The organism is Vagococcus fluvialis bH819, from assembly GCF_900163795.1.
GTDB classification, from domain to species: Bacteria; Bacillota; Bacilli; order Lactobacillales; family Vagococcaceae; genus Vagococcus; species Vagococcus fluvialis_A.
On sequence record NZ_FWFD01000003.1, the window covers coordinates 226,878 to 243,944 of the forward strand.

Below are 17,067 nucleotides of genomic sequence, written 5' to 3' on the forward strand. Positions count from 1 at the left end.
TCTACCCTAGAACAAAACCATCTTTAAGCGGATCTTTTGGATCGATTAAAAATGTATTGAATCCATTAATATTTGCTGAACCTGATACACGTGGAATGATGGCTTCATAGTCACCTAATTTAGCAGTTCTAACAACTTCACCTTTAAATTTAGTGCCTAAAATACTTTCATAAACAAAAGTATCACCCACACCCATTTCTCCTTTAGCATAAAGAGTAGCAAGTTTTGCGCTTGTTCCAGTACCACAAGGCGAACGGTCTACTTGCCCATCTCCAAAGACAACCACATTTTGATAAGTAGCATCTGGGCTTGTTGCAGGTCCATAAATCTCAACTAGATCAACTGTTTTAATATGTGACAAGGTTGGATGTTGAATCTCAATTTGTTCATTAACAGCGTCACGTATTTTAATTCCTAAATCAGAGAATTTTGAAGCATTTTCAGGTTTAATTTCTAAACCTAAATCTTTAGCTGGAAGAATCGCAAAGAAACTACCTCCAAAAGAAATATCAATTGTTAATTCGCCAATTTCTGGTACGTTAACTTTCACCCCTTGTTTATAAAGGAATGATTCGACATTTTCAAATGAAACTGATTCTGCATAATAATCTTCACTTAAATGGACTTCTCCATAAACTAAGCCAGCTGGTGTGTCTTGAACAACTTTAACTTCTCTTTGTCCAGGTTCAACATCAACCCAACCAGTTTCAACAGCTGCTGTCATTGCAGCAATTGTATTATGCCCGCACATATTTAAATAACCTCCGGCATCCATAAAAATGATACCGTAGTCTGCTTCATCGTGAACAGGCTCACAAATAAAGGCACCAAACATTTCATTGTGTCCTCTAGGTTCGTGCATCATTGCTGTTCTTAAATAATCTTTTTGTGTTGCTAAATATTCTTTCTTTTCAGCCATTGTTTTACCTGGAAATTTTGGAATACCTCCGATTACCAAGCGAGCTGCTTCACCAGCAGTATGTGTATCAATTGCTGTCATCATTTTTGAAAATTTCACTTTTAAAACGACTCCCTTCAAAATTTATATTTGTTTATCTTTACGCATTTTTAGTTTAATAAATGCAAGCGCTTTACTAGCGTCTCGACTATCTATTGTATTTTCACCAACGACCTCTGTTTCAATGCCTCGTTCCGATTTATTAAAATCTAAAACGAAATTAGTATAGTCATTTTCAACAACAAACTTGGCTTGTTTTCCAATAAATTTTAAACCAACAACACTCACATCACGTTTTCCTATTTCTTCTAATGTGTTAGCAAAATCAATATCTGAATTTCCCCAACCATCTGTTGAGACAATTGCTCCGTCACATCCCATACTTTTAACCCATGTAGCAGTTCGGTTACCAACAAAATGCTTCATCTTGTTATCTTGTGGTGTCCCTACAACAACAACTCCTAAAAAATTAATATCAGGATCTGCTGCTAAACAATCAACTAATGGGTCTTTAAAATGGTGTAGTGTCGTTTCTTTTGTCGAAGGACCTATTCCCATAGATACCCCTCTTTCTTTTTCTCAAAAACATTAGACCATAGCTCTTATTGCTCCATCACGATATTCATTTGGCGAAATAATAATCGGCACATTGTTCATATCGATAATCGATGTTCCACCTGAAAAACCACTTGGTTCATCTGGAAAAATCAAATTATCATACATTGCACCTTGACCTGCTACCTGTTTCACAAGTACAACTCTAGGTTTTCCTTCATTAAATTTCTCAACAAAGGTATGAACTTCTGTTGCCACACGACCCTCCATCATTTTTAGAGAATCTCTTATTTCTTGAATATAATTATCAGTCATCTCGAACATTTTCAAACATAATTCACGAGTGAAACCCACCCCTTGATGAGCTAATATATCAATGTGAATGATATAATCCGTATCAAGAGGTGTGCCTACTCTGTTTAACTTCAAATTTTCTGATAAAATCCCTTCAGAAGAACCAAACTCATGCATTTGCTCTCCAGCTTCTATTGCACCTGTTAACACCACACAAACACCAGTAAGTGTGTGTGTGATTCCCTCGCCAATTTTCCCCAATACTTTAGTAGATATTGGTATAATATCCATAATTGTATTGGTTTCAACATGATGCTGATTAGGTGATAAAAGTTGAATCGTCATTTGCTTAATATTTGGTTCACTGAAAGTGTGAGTTGCTTTAATTTGTAAAGCATTCGGGTCTAATTGAAACGTGTCTCCTGATGTTACTTTTCTCATATGAAAAGCTTTAATTTTTAATTCTCTATCAGTCATCATTCAACCAGCTTTCATTCATTTCAAATCATAATCCCAAATACCTTAAACGTGAGCGATATACTCATAAGGTAAACTAACAATTTTTCCTGGCGTTTCAATTGCTACTAATTCAGTTAATGTATCTTTTAAAATACCTGTTTGCATTTCGATATTGTTCGGTTCACCCGCATTCGCACCCATTGGAACAAGTGGCGCTACGGCTCTTGGTGACCCATTTTGTCGCACTACTGGTGGTAGGGCGGCGATTAAAATTGTAGGAATTCCTGCTTCTTCAATAGCTCTCTGCACGATCACGGCAGTTCTGTGGCAAGTCCCTCAACCAGCTGTTAAGACAACAGCATCAACGTCTTCTTCCACTAATTTTTGAGCAATTTCTGGACCTGTTACATCGTGAAAGGCATCTTGATCGCCCCCACCACCCATAAAGCCAAAGTGAACAGGTGCTACTTCTTTGATAAATCCTTCTTTTGCAAGTTCATGCAAACGATCAATAGGGAACATACAGTTAACATCACGGTTTACATCAGCATTATCGTAACCACCGTGAGAAACCATTAAATCCTCAGTTTTAGCAGTATCAGGTACTTCTCTGTATGAAGTATCTCCTGCTAAATTAAATCTCTTATCTGTTTTTAAATGTACGCCGGCAGCAGTTGCCATCGCTACACGCATTTCTTTCAACTCTTTTTTTACAGGAGTAAAAATTGATTTTGGTGTAATCGGTACATAAATTTCTGATTGTAAACCTTCAAAAACCGTTAAAGTCATGATTTAAATCTCCTCTCGTGTGTCCATTATATTTTTTTGTCTTGCGTTGTGCTCTGCTATCGCATTAACATAGTGATCATTAGGTTCTTCATTTAATACTTCAGGATAAGACATCATAAAACCAACTTCTTGTCCGATCTTAATATCATATTCAGAAATCAACATTCTCCTTGGAATCTTAAACTGACCTAATCGACCTTTTATATCGATCGTAACACTTGCACCGGTAATCTCTACTAAAACCCCTTCAAACATTCTCTCAGTTGATACATATTTCAATTTATCTATTGCATCCATCTTTTCACCTACGATGTTAATTATTTTTCGTAAATCTCTTGACGTTTTTTACTCTTAGGTAAAATTTGCTCATTTTCAACACGTTCAATTTTTTGACCGATTGTTTTCTCAATGATTTCAAGGTTATTTTCTTTCACATTTGGATTCCACTTACGTTCAGCAACTTTGATACTTCCGCCACCCATTAATGTTTTTAACATTGCCAAGTCACGAATTGCGTCTTCTTTACAAAGTGTGTTGTTTGATAAGATTTCATTTTCAATCCCTTGTTTTGATTTATTATTATCAACCATAGCGATCATTTGTTTATTACCAACAACTAAAGCACCTTGAACAGCACTATAAGAATCTCCCACAACATGAATACCGCGTTTACCAACTTCTTCAATATGAGAAGCAAAGTCAATATGGTTATTACCAAATCCTTCAGTTGTTACAATTGCACCATCAATTCCCATCGCTTCAACTGTCATACCTAATCGTTTTGATACATAGTATTTTTCTGAGTTAGCTTGTGGTGATCCTACAAACATAACACCTACTAAATCAATTTCTTCATCATTCATTGCTTCAAGAACTAATGGTTCACGCCAATAATGACGAGATGTTTCTTTTGATGCTGGTCCAATACATGTTAAGGCATGGATACCACCATCTACTACTTCTGTTGGTGCTAAAATAACAGGTAGATTACCTAAGTCAACGTTAGGTTTCGCTCCTAATGTTCCGACAGGTTCCACTGGCATAATTAAATTATCATGCATTGCTCCTTGACCCATAATTTCTTTAATGATTAAGACTTTTTTCTTACCCGGTCGACGATATTGCGCGACTTCGTCTTTTTTATGAATTAAAGAACTATCTGCTACTTTTAGTGCTTCTCTGATTTGTTGAGTGACATAATCAGAAGCTTTATGTGCTGCCAAAGGTCCAGGTCTTTCCATATTGGCACCCGCTTTGATTGTTACTTGCGTTTTAATAAAGATTTCACCTTTATCTGGTGCACCAGGACGCCCCCACATGATATTACGGTCTAATTCACCTTCAGATGAACCGAATTCACCAATTTGAACGCCATTTTCATCAGTACCTGTTAAGACCATTACCACACCATCAATTACACGTGTGATTCCGTGACCTAAATCGCCTTCGATTTTAGTAGCAATTGGTTGTACGTCCATGATTGTTTCACTATACTCTCCGTAACGATCTGGAGTAATGATATCAATCGTCATACCAAGAACTAACGCTTCTAAATCAGCAGCCTCTTCACCTAATTCTTTAGGATTTCTTAAAGTTAAAGTAGTACCTTCAATCTTAGTTTCGTCACCAAATACAACTTCTTTAATTTCTAAATGTTCTCTTTCAAAAGAACGCACTTTAATTGCTTCTTGAGCCGCTTCAGTAACTACTGTTTCAGTTTCTTGAATCGGTGATGTCACACTTTGTTCAACAGGCGCTTGTCCTTGAGTTGCTTGGGGCACACCTGCTAATATAAGTGGTAACTCCAAATCAATTCCTTTACCTTCAGCAATATGAATTTTGATTGTTTGATTTTGTGTATTAATAATCGGTTCAGCAACTGGCGTAGATGTTGCTACTGGATTGGCAGCTACTTCTGGAGCTACTTCTTCAATAACTTCTTCTTCTACTTCAATTGTTGCTCCTTCAACTAAATCTGGTGTCAATGCCACCAAAGCATCTGTTGTATTTAACAATTTAGCACCTAAGACTTGACTAATTGTTAAACAATTTTCTGGAATTTCTAGTAAACCTGAATCCTCCAAATCTAAAAAAATCGCTGGATCTTCCAAATTTGATGGTTCAATAATGATATTTCCTTCCGCACGACAACAAAGTACCGCAGGATCTTTAGCATGTTCTTTTGCAGTTTCTACAGTTATAGACATTCGAAAACTCCTCCTAAATTTATTAATAAATTTTTTTAGTTTAATAATATATTAGCTTGGCAGCTTACGGTAAAGCTTATGTCCAACTGCTCTTAGAACATGATCTGTATGATGATACACTGGAACTCCTAACCTAGGAGCGACACCCATGACGGTGTTCGTTCAATCGGAACAAGTTCCTGTTAAGACAACTTCTGCGCCTTCTTTTTTCATTTTCATCACTTTTTCAGCCTGCCCTGGACAGACACCCGGTTTAGAACATCTGTATCGGCCATTTACTTCTACCATTCGCTTACACATTTCACTTGCAACAACTTCAGCACCCATGTTTTCAGCAATTTCAGTTAATCTTTCCTCTGAACCACCACATTCGCAAATCAAGATTCCAATCTTACGATGTTCTTGTGGATAAGGCATTGCAACTAAAATACCACCTGTTGTTTTGGTAATCGGTGTCGATTCATTACCACTGTGCCCAGTCATCGGTCCACCAATTACAATTTCTCCATGCGGCTCAATATAGCCACCAGCTTCATCTATTAATATTTTTACTGGTAAACCAATTGGGACATTTACAAAAACATGTGACTCATTTTTTACGCGACCTGAAACAGTTAAATCTTTATCTATGAAAGGTTTACGCTCTTCAATTGCTTCTACAATATGTTTCAATGTTTCCACATTAGAGACAATTGTTTCTACTTCAATCGGTAATTGACCTGGTTCTAAAACAATATTTAAAACCTCTCTAATAATCATCCGTTCATCACCAGCTGGATAAACATCTGGTAATCTGAACACTTCAATATTAGGTTCATTTTTAGTTGCTTTAAGTAATTCAATCACAGCTTGACGATTTTTATCTTTAATCGCGATATAGCTTTTTGGTGCTTTCGTTATTTCCATAACATATTTAATCCCTCGAACGATTGTCTCAGAATGTTCCTTGATTTGTTTCACGTTGTGTTTAAGTAGTGCCTCACACTCAACAGCATTAGCTATAAAACAACCATTGGGTATCTCAGCATTTAACTTAACATGCGTTGGAAATCCAGCACCACCTGCACCTACAATACCAGCTGATTCAATCAATTCTAAATACGAATCTTTTTCTTCAAGTTTAATAAAATCTGTTGATAGTTTTTCACTTGGAATAATTGCGATTGTTTCTTCATTGACTTCGGAAATTTCTCCAGAAATACTAGCATGAATATTGGCACCTAGTCCATTTGGTTTTGCAATTAACTGTCCTCGTTTCACATAGTCTCCTTTTTTCACTAAAGAAATACAAGGAGCACCTACATGTTGTTTTAATGGAATGTAAAATACGGTCATTATTTTCACCTCCTGTCTTTTTAATTGTGATAATTCGAGCATTTGAAGGTTTACAAATCTCGCTTGTATAATAACATAAACTTTTATTTTTTAACAGACTTTTTAACAAAATAGTTACTCTTTTCACTAAACTTTATTCTTTATCCTATAAAGGATAAGCTTATTATTTAGGTGAATCAGAAAACGCTTTTATTTTTATTTTCACAATTGATTTTTAAATAACATAACAAAGAATAATAATTATTTTAATATTTTCAAAATATAAAAATGTGTCTATTTTCACAATCAGTTTTTCTGTTTTATCATTCTAGCCGCTCCTATTGCACCTGTATATTGAGCAAGAGGATGAGTGACCACTTTTTTATTTGTGAATTTTTCTAATATTTCTTTCATCACTTTACTACCTGCTAACCCTCCAGAAAAGAAGATCAATTCTTTTTCTTGAGGTGTAATCTTAAGATATTGTCCCTGGATTCTATGGCATATAGAGTGAAGAACACCTAAAGCGATATTTTCTCTTTCTTCTCCCTTAGCAACTAAACTAATCACTTCTGTTTCAGCAAATACAGTACACATACTATTTATTTTGACTACTTCAGCTGACTCCACAAATTCATCTAAACAACTTATATCTTCTCCTAAAATACGCATTAGCACTTCCACAAAACGCCCGGTTCCAGCAGCACATTTATCATTCATGTTAAACTCTTCTACTTGCCCTAAACTATTCAATTTAATTGTTTTACTATCTTGTCCACCTATATCGATAATACTCGTCACATCAGGATTTAAAAAATTAGCACCTTTAGCATGACACGTAATCTCAGTCACACATTTATCAGATTCAATCAACTTACGACCATAACCCGTTGTTACTAATAGTGTTTCTTCATCGCTGTTCAACTGATTCAAAATATCATTCATTGCTTTTCTTGGGTTTCCTGAAGTTAAAACTAGGGCATATTTAACAATTTTATCATTTTCCATCAAAACACCTTTAGTTGTTGTTGAACCAGAATCTAAACCAATAACTCTCACATGTTATCCTCCAATCATCTCAATAAAGGCCTCAACCCTTGTATTAATTTGTTCAACATCTGCACTTGAATAATCTGTTTCCAAATATAGATAAGGAACACCTTTTTCTTTTTGACAAAATTCTTTAATCTTCAATGATTCTACTGAGAAAGGCGTACAGAATTGAAGAACCATATCTAAAACTCCATCTACTTGATATTCATCAATCATTCGATCTAACATATCAATTCTTGGTTGATTATTAGATAGACAAGCACAGCCAATATCCAAATATTTTTCCGCTAAAGCATCATATACATCTGGGTTTGTTTCATCCACTAAGCGCTCAATTGGTTTTGCTACGGTACAATTCTCGTAGGCTACAATTTCACCCCCGTTATCCTCAATAGCTCGAATAACTTTTTCCGTTACACCACCAATTGGTGAACCTGTAATCAAAATGCGTGGTTTATCACTTTTTTCTTTTTGTAATTCTTCATAATCTGCTTTGATATCAGCAGTCATCGTATTTAAATCACTAATCAATTTCTCTTTATCAAATGAATAATTGGCTCCATACATTACTTTAAAAATTTCAGAACCTTTGATTGGTAGCGGATTTAATTTACCTAATTCATAAAAATTTTTACGAGCTTGTCGTTCCCTATTTTTGAATATTATGGCTTCTTTAATGGCTTCTTCTGTTATCTCAACATCAAAATATTCTTCTAACTTTTCTTTGTAACGAACCATCTCTGCCTTCCACAATTGAGAACTTTCTGGACTGTTCCGCATATTGGGTAAGTGCATTAAATAAAGATCTTTAAAATCAGTCATATATTCATACATTTTTTTCTTCCCATCACACGTTGATTCACCAACAATCAAATCTGAAAAATAAAAATATGGACATTTATCTGTTTTACCAAATCCAAAACTTGATTTGATTAACGGACATAAATTTCTTGGCAATACTTCTTCTGCATCTGGAATCGTTTCATCCGATGTAGAGCATAAACTAATTTGTAATGCACCTGCTGCCATCGTTAGTTCTTCTGGCATAAATGTACAGTACACACCTACAATGGGCTTTCCTTGATCTTTTAATTCTTTCACTGTTAAAAAACCTTGTTGTCTTGCTTCTGCAAAATCATTAAAAATACTTGGTAGCTCTGTTCTAATTTTCATTAAATACCCTCCATTTTATATTATATTGTTTTTTAATTCACAATAAGTATAGAGGGGGAATCCTTATTTTTCAATCCTTTTTAACAGCATTATCATTAAACGCCTCACTATCTTATGATACTTATATATATATTTTGGGTTTTAACATACAAAAAAAAGGCATAACATTTTTTTTAGTGTTATACCTTTTTTAGTTAATTTTATAAAATAACAAAATTGATTAATATGCCTTAGCCCAATGCATCATGTACTTAGCATCTTCACCATTCCATAAGTCTTTCATGCCTGTTAAATCAGCATCTTGGTATTCAAAACTTAAACAACGAGATGAAGCCCCAGTTTCTTCTTTAATCAAGTCTTCAATTTCTTCGCTTCCAGACCAAGGCGCAATAACAAAACCACCATCTTTGATTAATTCAGCGAATTCTTCTTTCGTCTTGGCTACACGCGTTTTACTATTTTGACGATTACGAGCATTCGTTAACATATTCTCATGAATTTCATCAAGTAAAATACTTAAGTTAGAAGCCAAATTATTATCTAAAGCCATTTTAGTTTTTTCCAATGTATCACGACGAACCACAATCACTTCGCCTGCTTCAATATCTTTAGGACCAATCTCAATACGGATTGGATAACCTTTCATTTCAGCTTCACTAAATTTCCAACCTGGTTGTTTTTCACTTGCATCAACCATAACAGTTACCTGTTCTTTTAGTTGATCACGTAATTCGTAAGCTTTATCCAATACTCCCTCTTTATGTTGAGCGATTGGGATGATAGCCACTTGGATTGGTGCAATTCTTGGAGGTAAAACAAGGCCACGGTCATCACTATGAACCATGATCATACCACCAATTGCTCTGGTTGTGATCGCCCAAGATGTTGTATTAACAAATTGTTCTTGACCATTTTTATCAGCATAAGTAATTTCAAAAGCTTTACCAAAATTATCACCTAAATGATGCGATGTTGTAATTTGTAATGCTTTTCCATCGTACATTAAGGTTTCATTTGTATATGTTTTATCTGCTCCCGCAAATTTTTCACTTTCAGATTTCACACCTGATACAACTGGAATAGCTAACATATTTTCGCAAATATCCACATACATATCTAAGATACTTAATGCTTCTTTGTCCGCATCTTCGTAATCTACATGACATGTGTGACCTTCATGCCAGAAAAATTCAGTTGTCCTTAGGAATGGACGAGTTGTTTTTTCCCAACGAACCACGCTTACCCATTGATTATAAAGAACCGGTAAATCTCTATGTGAGTGAATAATTTTTTTGAAATGCTCACAGAACATAACTTCTGAAGTTGGTCTAACTGCTAGTCTTTCTTGTAATTCAGAATCGCCACCAGCTGTTACCCAAGCTACTTCTGGAGCAAATCCTTCCACATGTTCTGCTTCTTTTAATAATAAACTTTCAGGAATTAACATTGGCATTAAAACGTTTTGATGTCCTGTTGCTTTTAACTGAGTATCTACAGCATTTTGAATCCCTTCCCATAATGCAGTACCTAAAGGACGGACAATCATACAACCTTTAACACTTGAATAATCACATAATTCAGCTTTTAAACAGACATCTGTATACCATTGTGCAAAGTCGATATCACGACTTGTAATTTGTTTAACGAAACCATCTTTTTTTGCCATTGAAAAATTCCTCCTAATTTTACTATATAAATAAAAAAACTCTACTTTGAATACAAGGACCATTTCTGGCGGTACCACCTTGCTTCAAAGTAGAGTTTACTTTACGACTTATTGGGATTGTTAAAGACATCCAGCCTATATTAATTTGGTAGGTTCAAGGGTTTAACGACTAGAATCTTTTCAGCTACCGATTCTTCTCTTATTGTGTTAAACAGTCCTCTACTAGTCCAGTTTTTTATATTTTAATTTTAATATTATCATTAATATGATGATTTTGGCGAGAAAGTGTGGGAATCGAACCCACCCAAGAAGCTCTTAACTCCTCATACTGGTTTTGAAGACCAGAGGGAACACCAGAACCCATCCATTCCCAACATATTAAATAACTTGATAACAATGTATCACTAAAAAAATCCTTTGTCAAATATAATTTCAGCATAATTTAACTATTTTTGTTAAATTATGCACAATGAATATTATAACAGCTAGGATGGGTTATTTATTATTCTCATCCTAATTAAAACTTATTTAGATTTTATTTCCTTATTAAAAATTATTTAGTTTGTTAACAATTCACATTAGGATATTCGTTATTTAATTTCATGAAACTCGTTTTAAATACCATTTATCCATAGCTGAATGCTCCGAACCTTCTATAGGTTGAGGTAGCAACTCAAAATTATATTTTTCATATAATCTACAAGCTGCACCTAGATCAGAATGAGTTTCTAAATAGCAAAAATCATAATGTATACCCGCAAATTTGAGTGCGTGATCCATTAATAATTAAGCTAAACCTTTACCTTGAATTTCCGGTGAGACATATAATTTTTGAAGTTCACAAATGTTATCTTTAAATGGCGCTATTCCTACACCACCTACAATTTTACCTTCTTCCTCAACTACCCAGTACATTGCCTTATTTCTTGTTTTGTAAAAAGTATATAAATCATTTAATTCAGGATCATAATACGCTGTTCCAGGTTTATCAAAACCTAGTTTTTTCAAAGAAGATTGGATTAATTTTTTAACACTTTGATTGTCTGTTTGGGTAATTTCTCTAACTAACATATTTCCCCTCCTTTAGATGTGTTATTGATAATTCTAGAATATGTTTTTTTATTAAAGATAGAGCCAAATTAGGCTTCTGATTTAATAAAAAATACTTATAGACATTGTATCATTACCAAATTTTTCTGACAATTATACTCTACTAAAATAATCAATATTCATAATAAACATATGAAAATATGGCATTCTTCACTCTTTTTATAAATATAAAGTGTTATAATTAACCAATTGATTACTAATTTTAGAAGGAGTGAAACATTCAATGAAAGATTTTATTACAGATTCACATCAAGAACAAGCTATCAAAGCCCTTCAACGTGTTGTTTCTAAACCATCTTTTCTACAAGATAAGGTATATGGAGCACCTTTTGGTCAAGATATTCTTGATTGTTTAAAAGACACTTTAAAACTATTTGAAGAAGAAGGCTATTCTACTTTTATTGATCCAGAGGGATATTATGGTTATGCTGAAATCGGTAAAAGTTCTGAAATTTTTGGGATTCTTTGCCATTTAGATGTTGTGCCACCAGGTGATGAAACATTATGGGACACACCTGCATTTGAAGCTACTATTGTTGAAAATGCTATTGTAGGACGTGGTGTTCAGGATGATAAAGGTCCAACAATCGCTGCACTTTATGCAGTTAAAGCACTTCTTGAAAATGGTGTTATTTTAGATAAAAAAATTCGCTTTATTTTCGGAACAGATGAAGAAAATCTATGGCGTTGTATGGACCAATATCATAAAAAAGAACAAGGTGTTGCTATGGGGATTGCGCCTGATGCAAACTTTCCTGTTATTTATGCTGAAAAAGGCTTACTACAAGTCTTCTTAACTTCAAAAGGAACATCTGATTTTACATTTAAGGGTGGTTCAGCATTAAATGTCGTGGCTGATACTGCTGTATATTCAGGTAATAAAAAAGATGAACTTTGCGCAGAATTAGATAAATTAGGTTATAACTATCTTGTTAAAGAAAATGAGGTTCACGTCAAAGGAAAATCTATCCATTCAAAAGATGCTCCTGATGGGATTAATGCTAATACTCGTTTAGCAGAAGCCATGGCTAATTTATATGATAATTCTGCTATTGATTTTCTTGGAAAACTTATTAAAAATGATGCTAACGGAATCAGCGTTCTTGGAGAGATAAAAGACGAAGCTTCTGGAAACTTAACCTTCAACGCTGCTATGGTTGATATTAATGAAAATGAAACAAAAATCGGGATCGACATTCGTATTCCAGTAACTTTTGAAAAAGAAATAGTCACCTCAAAATTAGAAGAAGTGGCTAAAGAATACGGTCTTACTTACCACGAGCATGACTTTTTAGCATCACTTTATGTTCCTGTCGACTCAGAACTAGTTACAACCCTGCTTGGTGCCTATCGAGATAAAACAGGCGATATGCGCGAACCTCAAATTTCAGGTGGAGCAACTTTTGCTCGTACTATGGATAATTGTGTGGCTTTTGGCGCAATGTTTGAAAATACCAAAGACACCATGCACCAACCTAATGAGATATGGCAATTAAAAGAAATGCGACAAACTATGGAAATCTATGCTGAAGCAATTTATCGTTTGTGTGCTAAATAAAATCGTTAAAAAACTTCCATCACATACACTTTAATCTGTATGTGATGGAAGTTTTTTTATTATTTAACAACTCTAGTACATTTTATTCTTCCTCAAAAGAATGATAGTTTTGTAAATATTTTTCTCTAAATTCTTTTGGTGTCAAACCGTTTAATTTTCGAAACATTTTGAAAAAATAAGTTGGATTATTATAACCAATATCATATCCTACTTCATTAATCGGTTTGTTTGAATTAAGTAACAAGTACTGTCCTTTTTTGATTCGCGTTTGATTCAAAAATTGTGAGAAACTTCGCTCGGTTTCTTTCTTAAATAATTGTCCTAAATAAACAGGATTAATATGAAGCGTTTCAGCAACTGATTTCAATGAAAGATCTCTTTGATAATCAGAAGAGATAATATCTATGGCTGATTTTACTAAATCTGAATAACGCTTACTCACAGCAGGATTATCATAAATCGAATTTAAAATGTCATCTAACCAAGTTTTTAATTCCATCATACTTGAACTATGATGGATCTTTTTTAATGTCTCATCATAAATATCCTTATCTAAAGAAGGATACTGCCGATAAATATCTGTAAATAAAAGAAAAGTGACGTGTCGCACATTTTCTGGCGTATAACGAAATTCTGTCATTTGTTGATAAATATGATGTAGCTCTTCTTGAATAGTAGCTATATCACCTATTATCAATGCTTTATTAAATGATAAGAAATGCAATTTCTCTTCTTCTTTTTCTAAATCAGTTAATGAAACAATCATTTGTGCCGCTTCTTTATCCCCATAAAATTCCTGAAATAATAATAATTTTTTTGCTTTTTCAAAGCTTTCATACACATTTTCCCATTCAGAAACTGATTCACCCAGAATTATTTTAAATACTTGACCTTTCAATTGTTCCTCAATCCCTTTTACAAAAAGATTGAGTTCATTTCTCATCCCTTGATAAACAATCACTGTTTGGAAAGTTGTCTCGTTCTCATTCTGAATAATAAAGGGTTGATCTTGGTCCTTTGCATACTTGGATAAATCAAGACTTGTATTAGCTTGATTGACAATAATGACGGAGTAAGATTTTTGAAGTGATTCGTTTACTTCTTTTAAAAAAGTTAGAAATTCATCTTCATTCAGCTCATCATTTAACCATCTATGAATCATTGTCTCATAGTAAAGTTCTTTTTGAGTTCCCATACGTTCCTCTTGTTCTAAATCATCTCTAATTTGAACGACCTTTTGTTCTAGCTCCTCTTTGTTAACAGGTTTAACTAAATAACCTTTAACGCCAAGCTCTAATCCTTGTTTGACATAAGAAAATTCTTGATAGCCTGATAAAATAATGATTGATAATTCTGGTTTAAATTTCCTGATTTCTCTAACTAAATCAATTCCAGTCATTTTAGGCATTGTTACATCTGTAATTAATAAATCGACGTGATGTTCCTCAAGATAATCCAAAGCCTCTTGTGCTCTTTTAACTGTCTTTACAATTTCAAAACCTAATTCATTCCAAGGGATAATTTGTTTTAATCCTTCTAAAATCATATATTCATCATCAACAAGCATCGCTTTATACATTATCTTTGCCCTCTCCTTGTTCTTTAATTCTAATAATAATTGTGACCCCTTTGTTTTCTATAGACTCTAATCGCATCTCTGACTCTTCACCAAAGAACCCTCTAATACGTTGATAGACATTAGATATACCAATCGAATTTTGAAGTAATGTTTTATTGTCTGTCAATTTGAGATTTACTTCTTCTAATCGCTCTTGACTCATACCTAGACCGTTATCAATAATTCTAATTTCAACACCATCTTTGTATTGATGCGCCTTAACACTAATTGCATTATCTTGCCTTTCATAATCAATCCCATGGACAAAATAATTTTCAATTAGTGGTTGAATAATAAATTTAGGAATCACAAATTTATCCAAACCTTCATCTACAATAAAATGATAGGCGATACTATCTGGATAACGCATTTGATATAAATAAACATATTTCTCACAAAAATCTAATTCTTCTTTCAAAGTGGTTGTTTTTTCTTGAGTTATATTATTTCTTAAAAGAGCTGAAAAAGCATAAACAACATCAGCCAATTCTGTCTGCTGATTACTTAAAGCATACATTCTAATATACTCCAAGGTGTTATATAAAAAGTGAGGATTAATTTGTGACTGGAGCGCACGCATATGGGCATCTCGTTGTTTGATTTCTAGTAAATAGATATCTTCTATGTACTTATTTAAATTAATAATCATCTGGTTAAACGCCTCAGCTAAGTCATTTAATTCTAATTGCATCATTGATGTATCAACTTGTGCCTCTAAATTTCCAGCACTAACTTGATTCGTCACCTTAACCAGTTGTTCCATTTGGTTAGAATACTTTTTAAATACTTTATTAAGGAAAAATAAGAGTAAACTAATTACTGTCAAGCCAATTGAAAAAATAATCAAAATCTGAATAAATGAAGTCATTCGTACTTCTTTTTTATCTAAAATCGTTACTACAGATAAATCTTTAACAGAAATATTTCCTACGTAGTATCCATTTTTTAAGTCTTTTTCGCTGACCCAAGATTTTTCAGACATTGCATTTTTTAATTGATTGATCGTATCTTTAGATAAACCATTCTGGCTACTATAAATAATTTCATTGTGAGAATTGAAAATAAAAGTGTTCACAGATTGTTGACTAGATTGGTTTTTATTGTAAAAAGACGTTAAACTATCTTCAGAAAAAGTAATATAGATTGTTCCATTCACAATAGACGTCCCAGGATCTCGAATTGCTCGGACCAGCGTTAACTCTTTACTCGGTTTTTTAAAGGGTTTATCTAATTTTTTCCCCATAACACGATCTCGATCACCATGTAAGTAAACATCCAAATCGTCAAACACAATATCGATTGACTTAACATCTCCGTAGTTTAAAAAAATTGTCTTCATCGCATCTGGAAAATAGACGCTCGTGCCTGTTTCATGCCAAATATCAATCATATACTCAAAATAAGTTTGTTGGTCCATCATAAGGTAATTACGAATGTTTTCATAATGAGCATTAGTAATAGCTACTTCACCCAATATATTCGATACTACATCACTATCTTTACTTTTTAAGCTAGTACCAAGCTCAGTTGTCACATTATCAATTGTTTTCTTTGCCTCTTTTTCATTGGCATTAACCATAAATAAACTTAACCCTATCATGATGACTAACAGCACCACAATCAGGATTAAGCTATATAATTGCATTAATTGGTTTATTAAAAAACCTTTATTAAAAAAGTTAAACCATCTCTTCTTCATTAAATCCCAACTTCTCATTTACGACATCCCTAATCCTTTTAGTTGCAATCACACTCCAAATAATTAGCAAACTAAACGTTGCAAAAAGTAAGAGTCCTTTTATTTGCCACGTTACAAAACCAATGGTGATTACACCTAATAATAACTTAAAAAATGTTCCAAAGCTAAAGAAAACACTAATAAAAGCTAATTTGAGAACTTGAATGAAAGGCATATCATAAGTGGCTTCATAGGAAATAACGTATTGATAAGATATATACAGAAAAAGAATAGCGACAATTAAGATAAAATCAATCATCAACCAAACCATTCCTAACATTTGAACAGATAGATAAAGATTATAGGCTAATAATGTAAATAAACTTAGGAAAAACAAAAACTGAACATTACTTCTGATAAAATACTGTTTCCATAATTTAAATGCTTTTTTTAAAGTGACTTCTTTCGAATCAAACTCTGATGTTTGAAATAAATTTGACACCATTTGAATTGAAGGTCCTATTCCAAAAATAATACCGCCCATTAGACTAAACAAATGAAAAAATAAATTTAATTTTATAACGAGCCAACTGACTTTAAAAGCTCTTTCTAATCCTGTTCCTAACATATTTTAT

At 33.5% G+C, this 17,067-nt stretch carries 15 protein-coding genes and 1 tRNA gene; 1 reads left to right on the forward strand and 15 read right to left on the reverse strand.

The genetic code is table 11. From position 1 onward, the window contains the following. Position 1: 1 nt before the first annotated feature. The 12 genes from FM121_RS01385 to FM121_RS14605 form a co-directional block, all read right to left on the reverse strand. Complete coding sequence (locus FM121_RS01385) at positions 2 to 1,018, reverse strand: proline racemase family protein (protein ID WP_086950368.1); 1,017 nt, start codon at positions 1,016 to 1,018, stop codon at positions 2 to 4. A 24-nt stretch (positions 1,019 to 1,042) separates the two neighbouring features. Then, positions 1,043 to 1,516 (reverse strand): glycine/sarcosine/betaine reductase component B subunit, encoded by a 474-nt coding sequence (locus tag FM121_RS14740; RefSeq protein WP_086950369.1) that lies wholly within the window; start codon positions 1,514 to 1,516, stop codon positions 1,043 to 1,045. Positions 1,517 to 1,546: 30 nt separating this feature from the next. Further along, on the reverse strand, positions 1,547 to 2,284 hold the full coding sequence (gene prdD, locus FM121_RS14745; protein ID WP_086950465.1) for a proline reductase cluster protein PrdD: 738 nt from the start codon (positions 2,282 to 2,284) through the stop codon (positions 1,547 to 1,549). Between the two features lie 45 nt (positions 2,285 to 2,329). Further along, positions 2,330 to 3,055, reverse strand: a complete 726-nt coding sequence (gene prdB / locus FM121_RS14600; RefSeq protein ID WP_086950370.1) for a D-proline reductase (dithiol) protein PrdB — start codon at positions 3,053 to 3,055, stop codon at positions 2,330 to 2,332. Between the two features lie 3 nt (positions 3,056 to 3,058). After that, positions 3,059 to 3,352, reverse strand: a complete 294-nt coding sequence (locus tag FM121_RS01405; RefSeq protein WP_086950371.1) for a CBO2463/CBO2479 domain-containing protein — start codon at positions 3,350 to 3,352, stop codon at positions 3,059 to 3,061. Between the two features lie 20 nt (positions 3,353 to 3,372). Further along, the gene (gene prdA, locus FM121_RS01410; RefSeq protein WP_086950372.1) at positions 3,373 to 5,262 is read right to left on the reverse strand and encodes a D-proline reductase (dithiol) proprotein PrdA; all 1,890 of its coding nucleotides are present in this window, start codon (positions 5,260 to 5,262) and stop codon (positions 3,373 to 3,375) included. Between the two features lie 51 nt (positions 5,263 to 5,313). After that, positions 5,314 to 6,597: a proline reductase-associated electron transfer protein PrdC gene (prdC, locus tag FM121_RS01415; protein WP_256958387.1), complete on the reverse strand. Its 1,284-nt coding sequence runs from the start codon at positions 6,595 to 6,597 to the stop codon at positions 5,314 to 5,316. A 285-nt stretch (positions 6,598 to 6,882) separates the two neighbouring features. Continuing rightward, positions 6,883 to 7,635 (reverse strand): acyl-CoA dehydratase activase, encoded by a 753-nt coding sequence (locus FM121_RS01420; RefSeq protein WP_086950374.1) that lies wholly within the window; start codon positions 7,633 to 7,635, stop codon positions 6,883 to 6,885. Between the two features lie 3 nt (positions 7,636 to 7,638). Continuing rightward, on the reverse strand, positions 7,639 to 8,802 hold the full coding sequence (locus FM121_RS01425) for a double-cubane-cluster-containing anaerobic reductase (RefSeq protein ID WP_086950375.1): 1,164 nt from the start codon (positions 8,800 to 8,802) through the stop codon (positions 7,639 to 7,641). Positions 8,803 to 9,022: 220 nt separating this feature from the next. After that, on the reverse strand, positions 9,023 to 10,468 hold the full coding sequence (gene proS, locus FM121_RS01430) for a proline--tRNA ligase (RefSeq protein ID WP_086950376.1): 1,446 nt from the start codon (positions 10,466 to 10,468) through the stop codon (positions 9,023 to 9,025). Between the two features lie 275 nt (positions 10,469 to 10,743). Continuing rightward, a tRNA-Sec gene (locus tag FM121_RS14390) sits at positions 10,744 to 10,840 on the reverse strand. A gap of 414 nt (positions 10,841 to 11,254) precedes the next feature. After that, complete coding sequence (locus FM121_RS14605) at positions 11,255 to 11,539, reverse strand: GNAT family N-acetyltransferase (protein ID WP_256958388.1); 285 nt, start codon at positions 11,537 to 11,539, stop codon at positions 11,255 to 11,257. Between the two features lie 262 nt (positions 11,540 to 11,801). On the opposite strand from FM121_RS14605, the gene FM121_RS01440 reads away from it, so the two are divergent. Further along, the gene (locus FM121_RS01440; protein WP_086950377.1) at positions 11,802 to 13,136 is read left to right on the forward strand and encodes a M20 family metallopeptidase; all 1,335 of its coding nucleotides are present in this window, start codon (positions 11,802 to 11,804) and stop codon (positions 13,134 to 13,136) included. Between the two features lie 82 nt (positions 13,137 to 13,218). Here FM121_RS01440 and FM121_RS01445 read toward each other — a convergent pair whose 3' ends face one another. The 3 genes from FM121_RS01445 to FM121_RS01455 are packed head-to-tail and all read right to left on the reverse strand — an operon-like array spanning position 13,219 to position 17,060. Continuing rightward, entirely contained in the window at positions 13,219 to 14,715 is a 1,497-nt protein-coding gene (locus FM121_RS01445; protein ID WP_086950378.1) for a response regulator transcription factor, read from the reverse strand. Beyond that, positions 14,708 to 16,471 carry a sensor histidine kinase gene (locus FM121_RS01450; protein WP_086950379.1) on the reverse strand — a complete coding sequence of 588 codons (1,764 nt, stop codon included), beginning with the start codon at positions 16,469 to 16,471 and terminating at the stop codon, positions 14,708 to 14,710. Before FM121_RS01450 ends, FM121_RS01445 begins: the two co-directional genes overlap by 8 nt. Then, positions 16,434 to 17,060 carry a YesL family protein gene (locus FM121_RS01455; RefSeq protein WP_086950380.1) on the reverse strand — a complete coding sequence of 209 codons (627 nt, stop codon included), beginning with the start codon at positions 17,058 to 17,060 and terminating at the stop codon, positions 16,434 to 16,436. Before FM121_RS01455 ends, FM121_RS01450 begins: the two co-directional genes overlap by 38 nt. Positions 17,061 to 17,067: the final 7 nt, after the last annotated feature.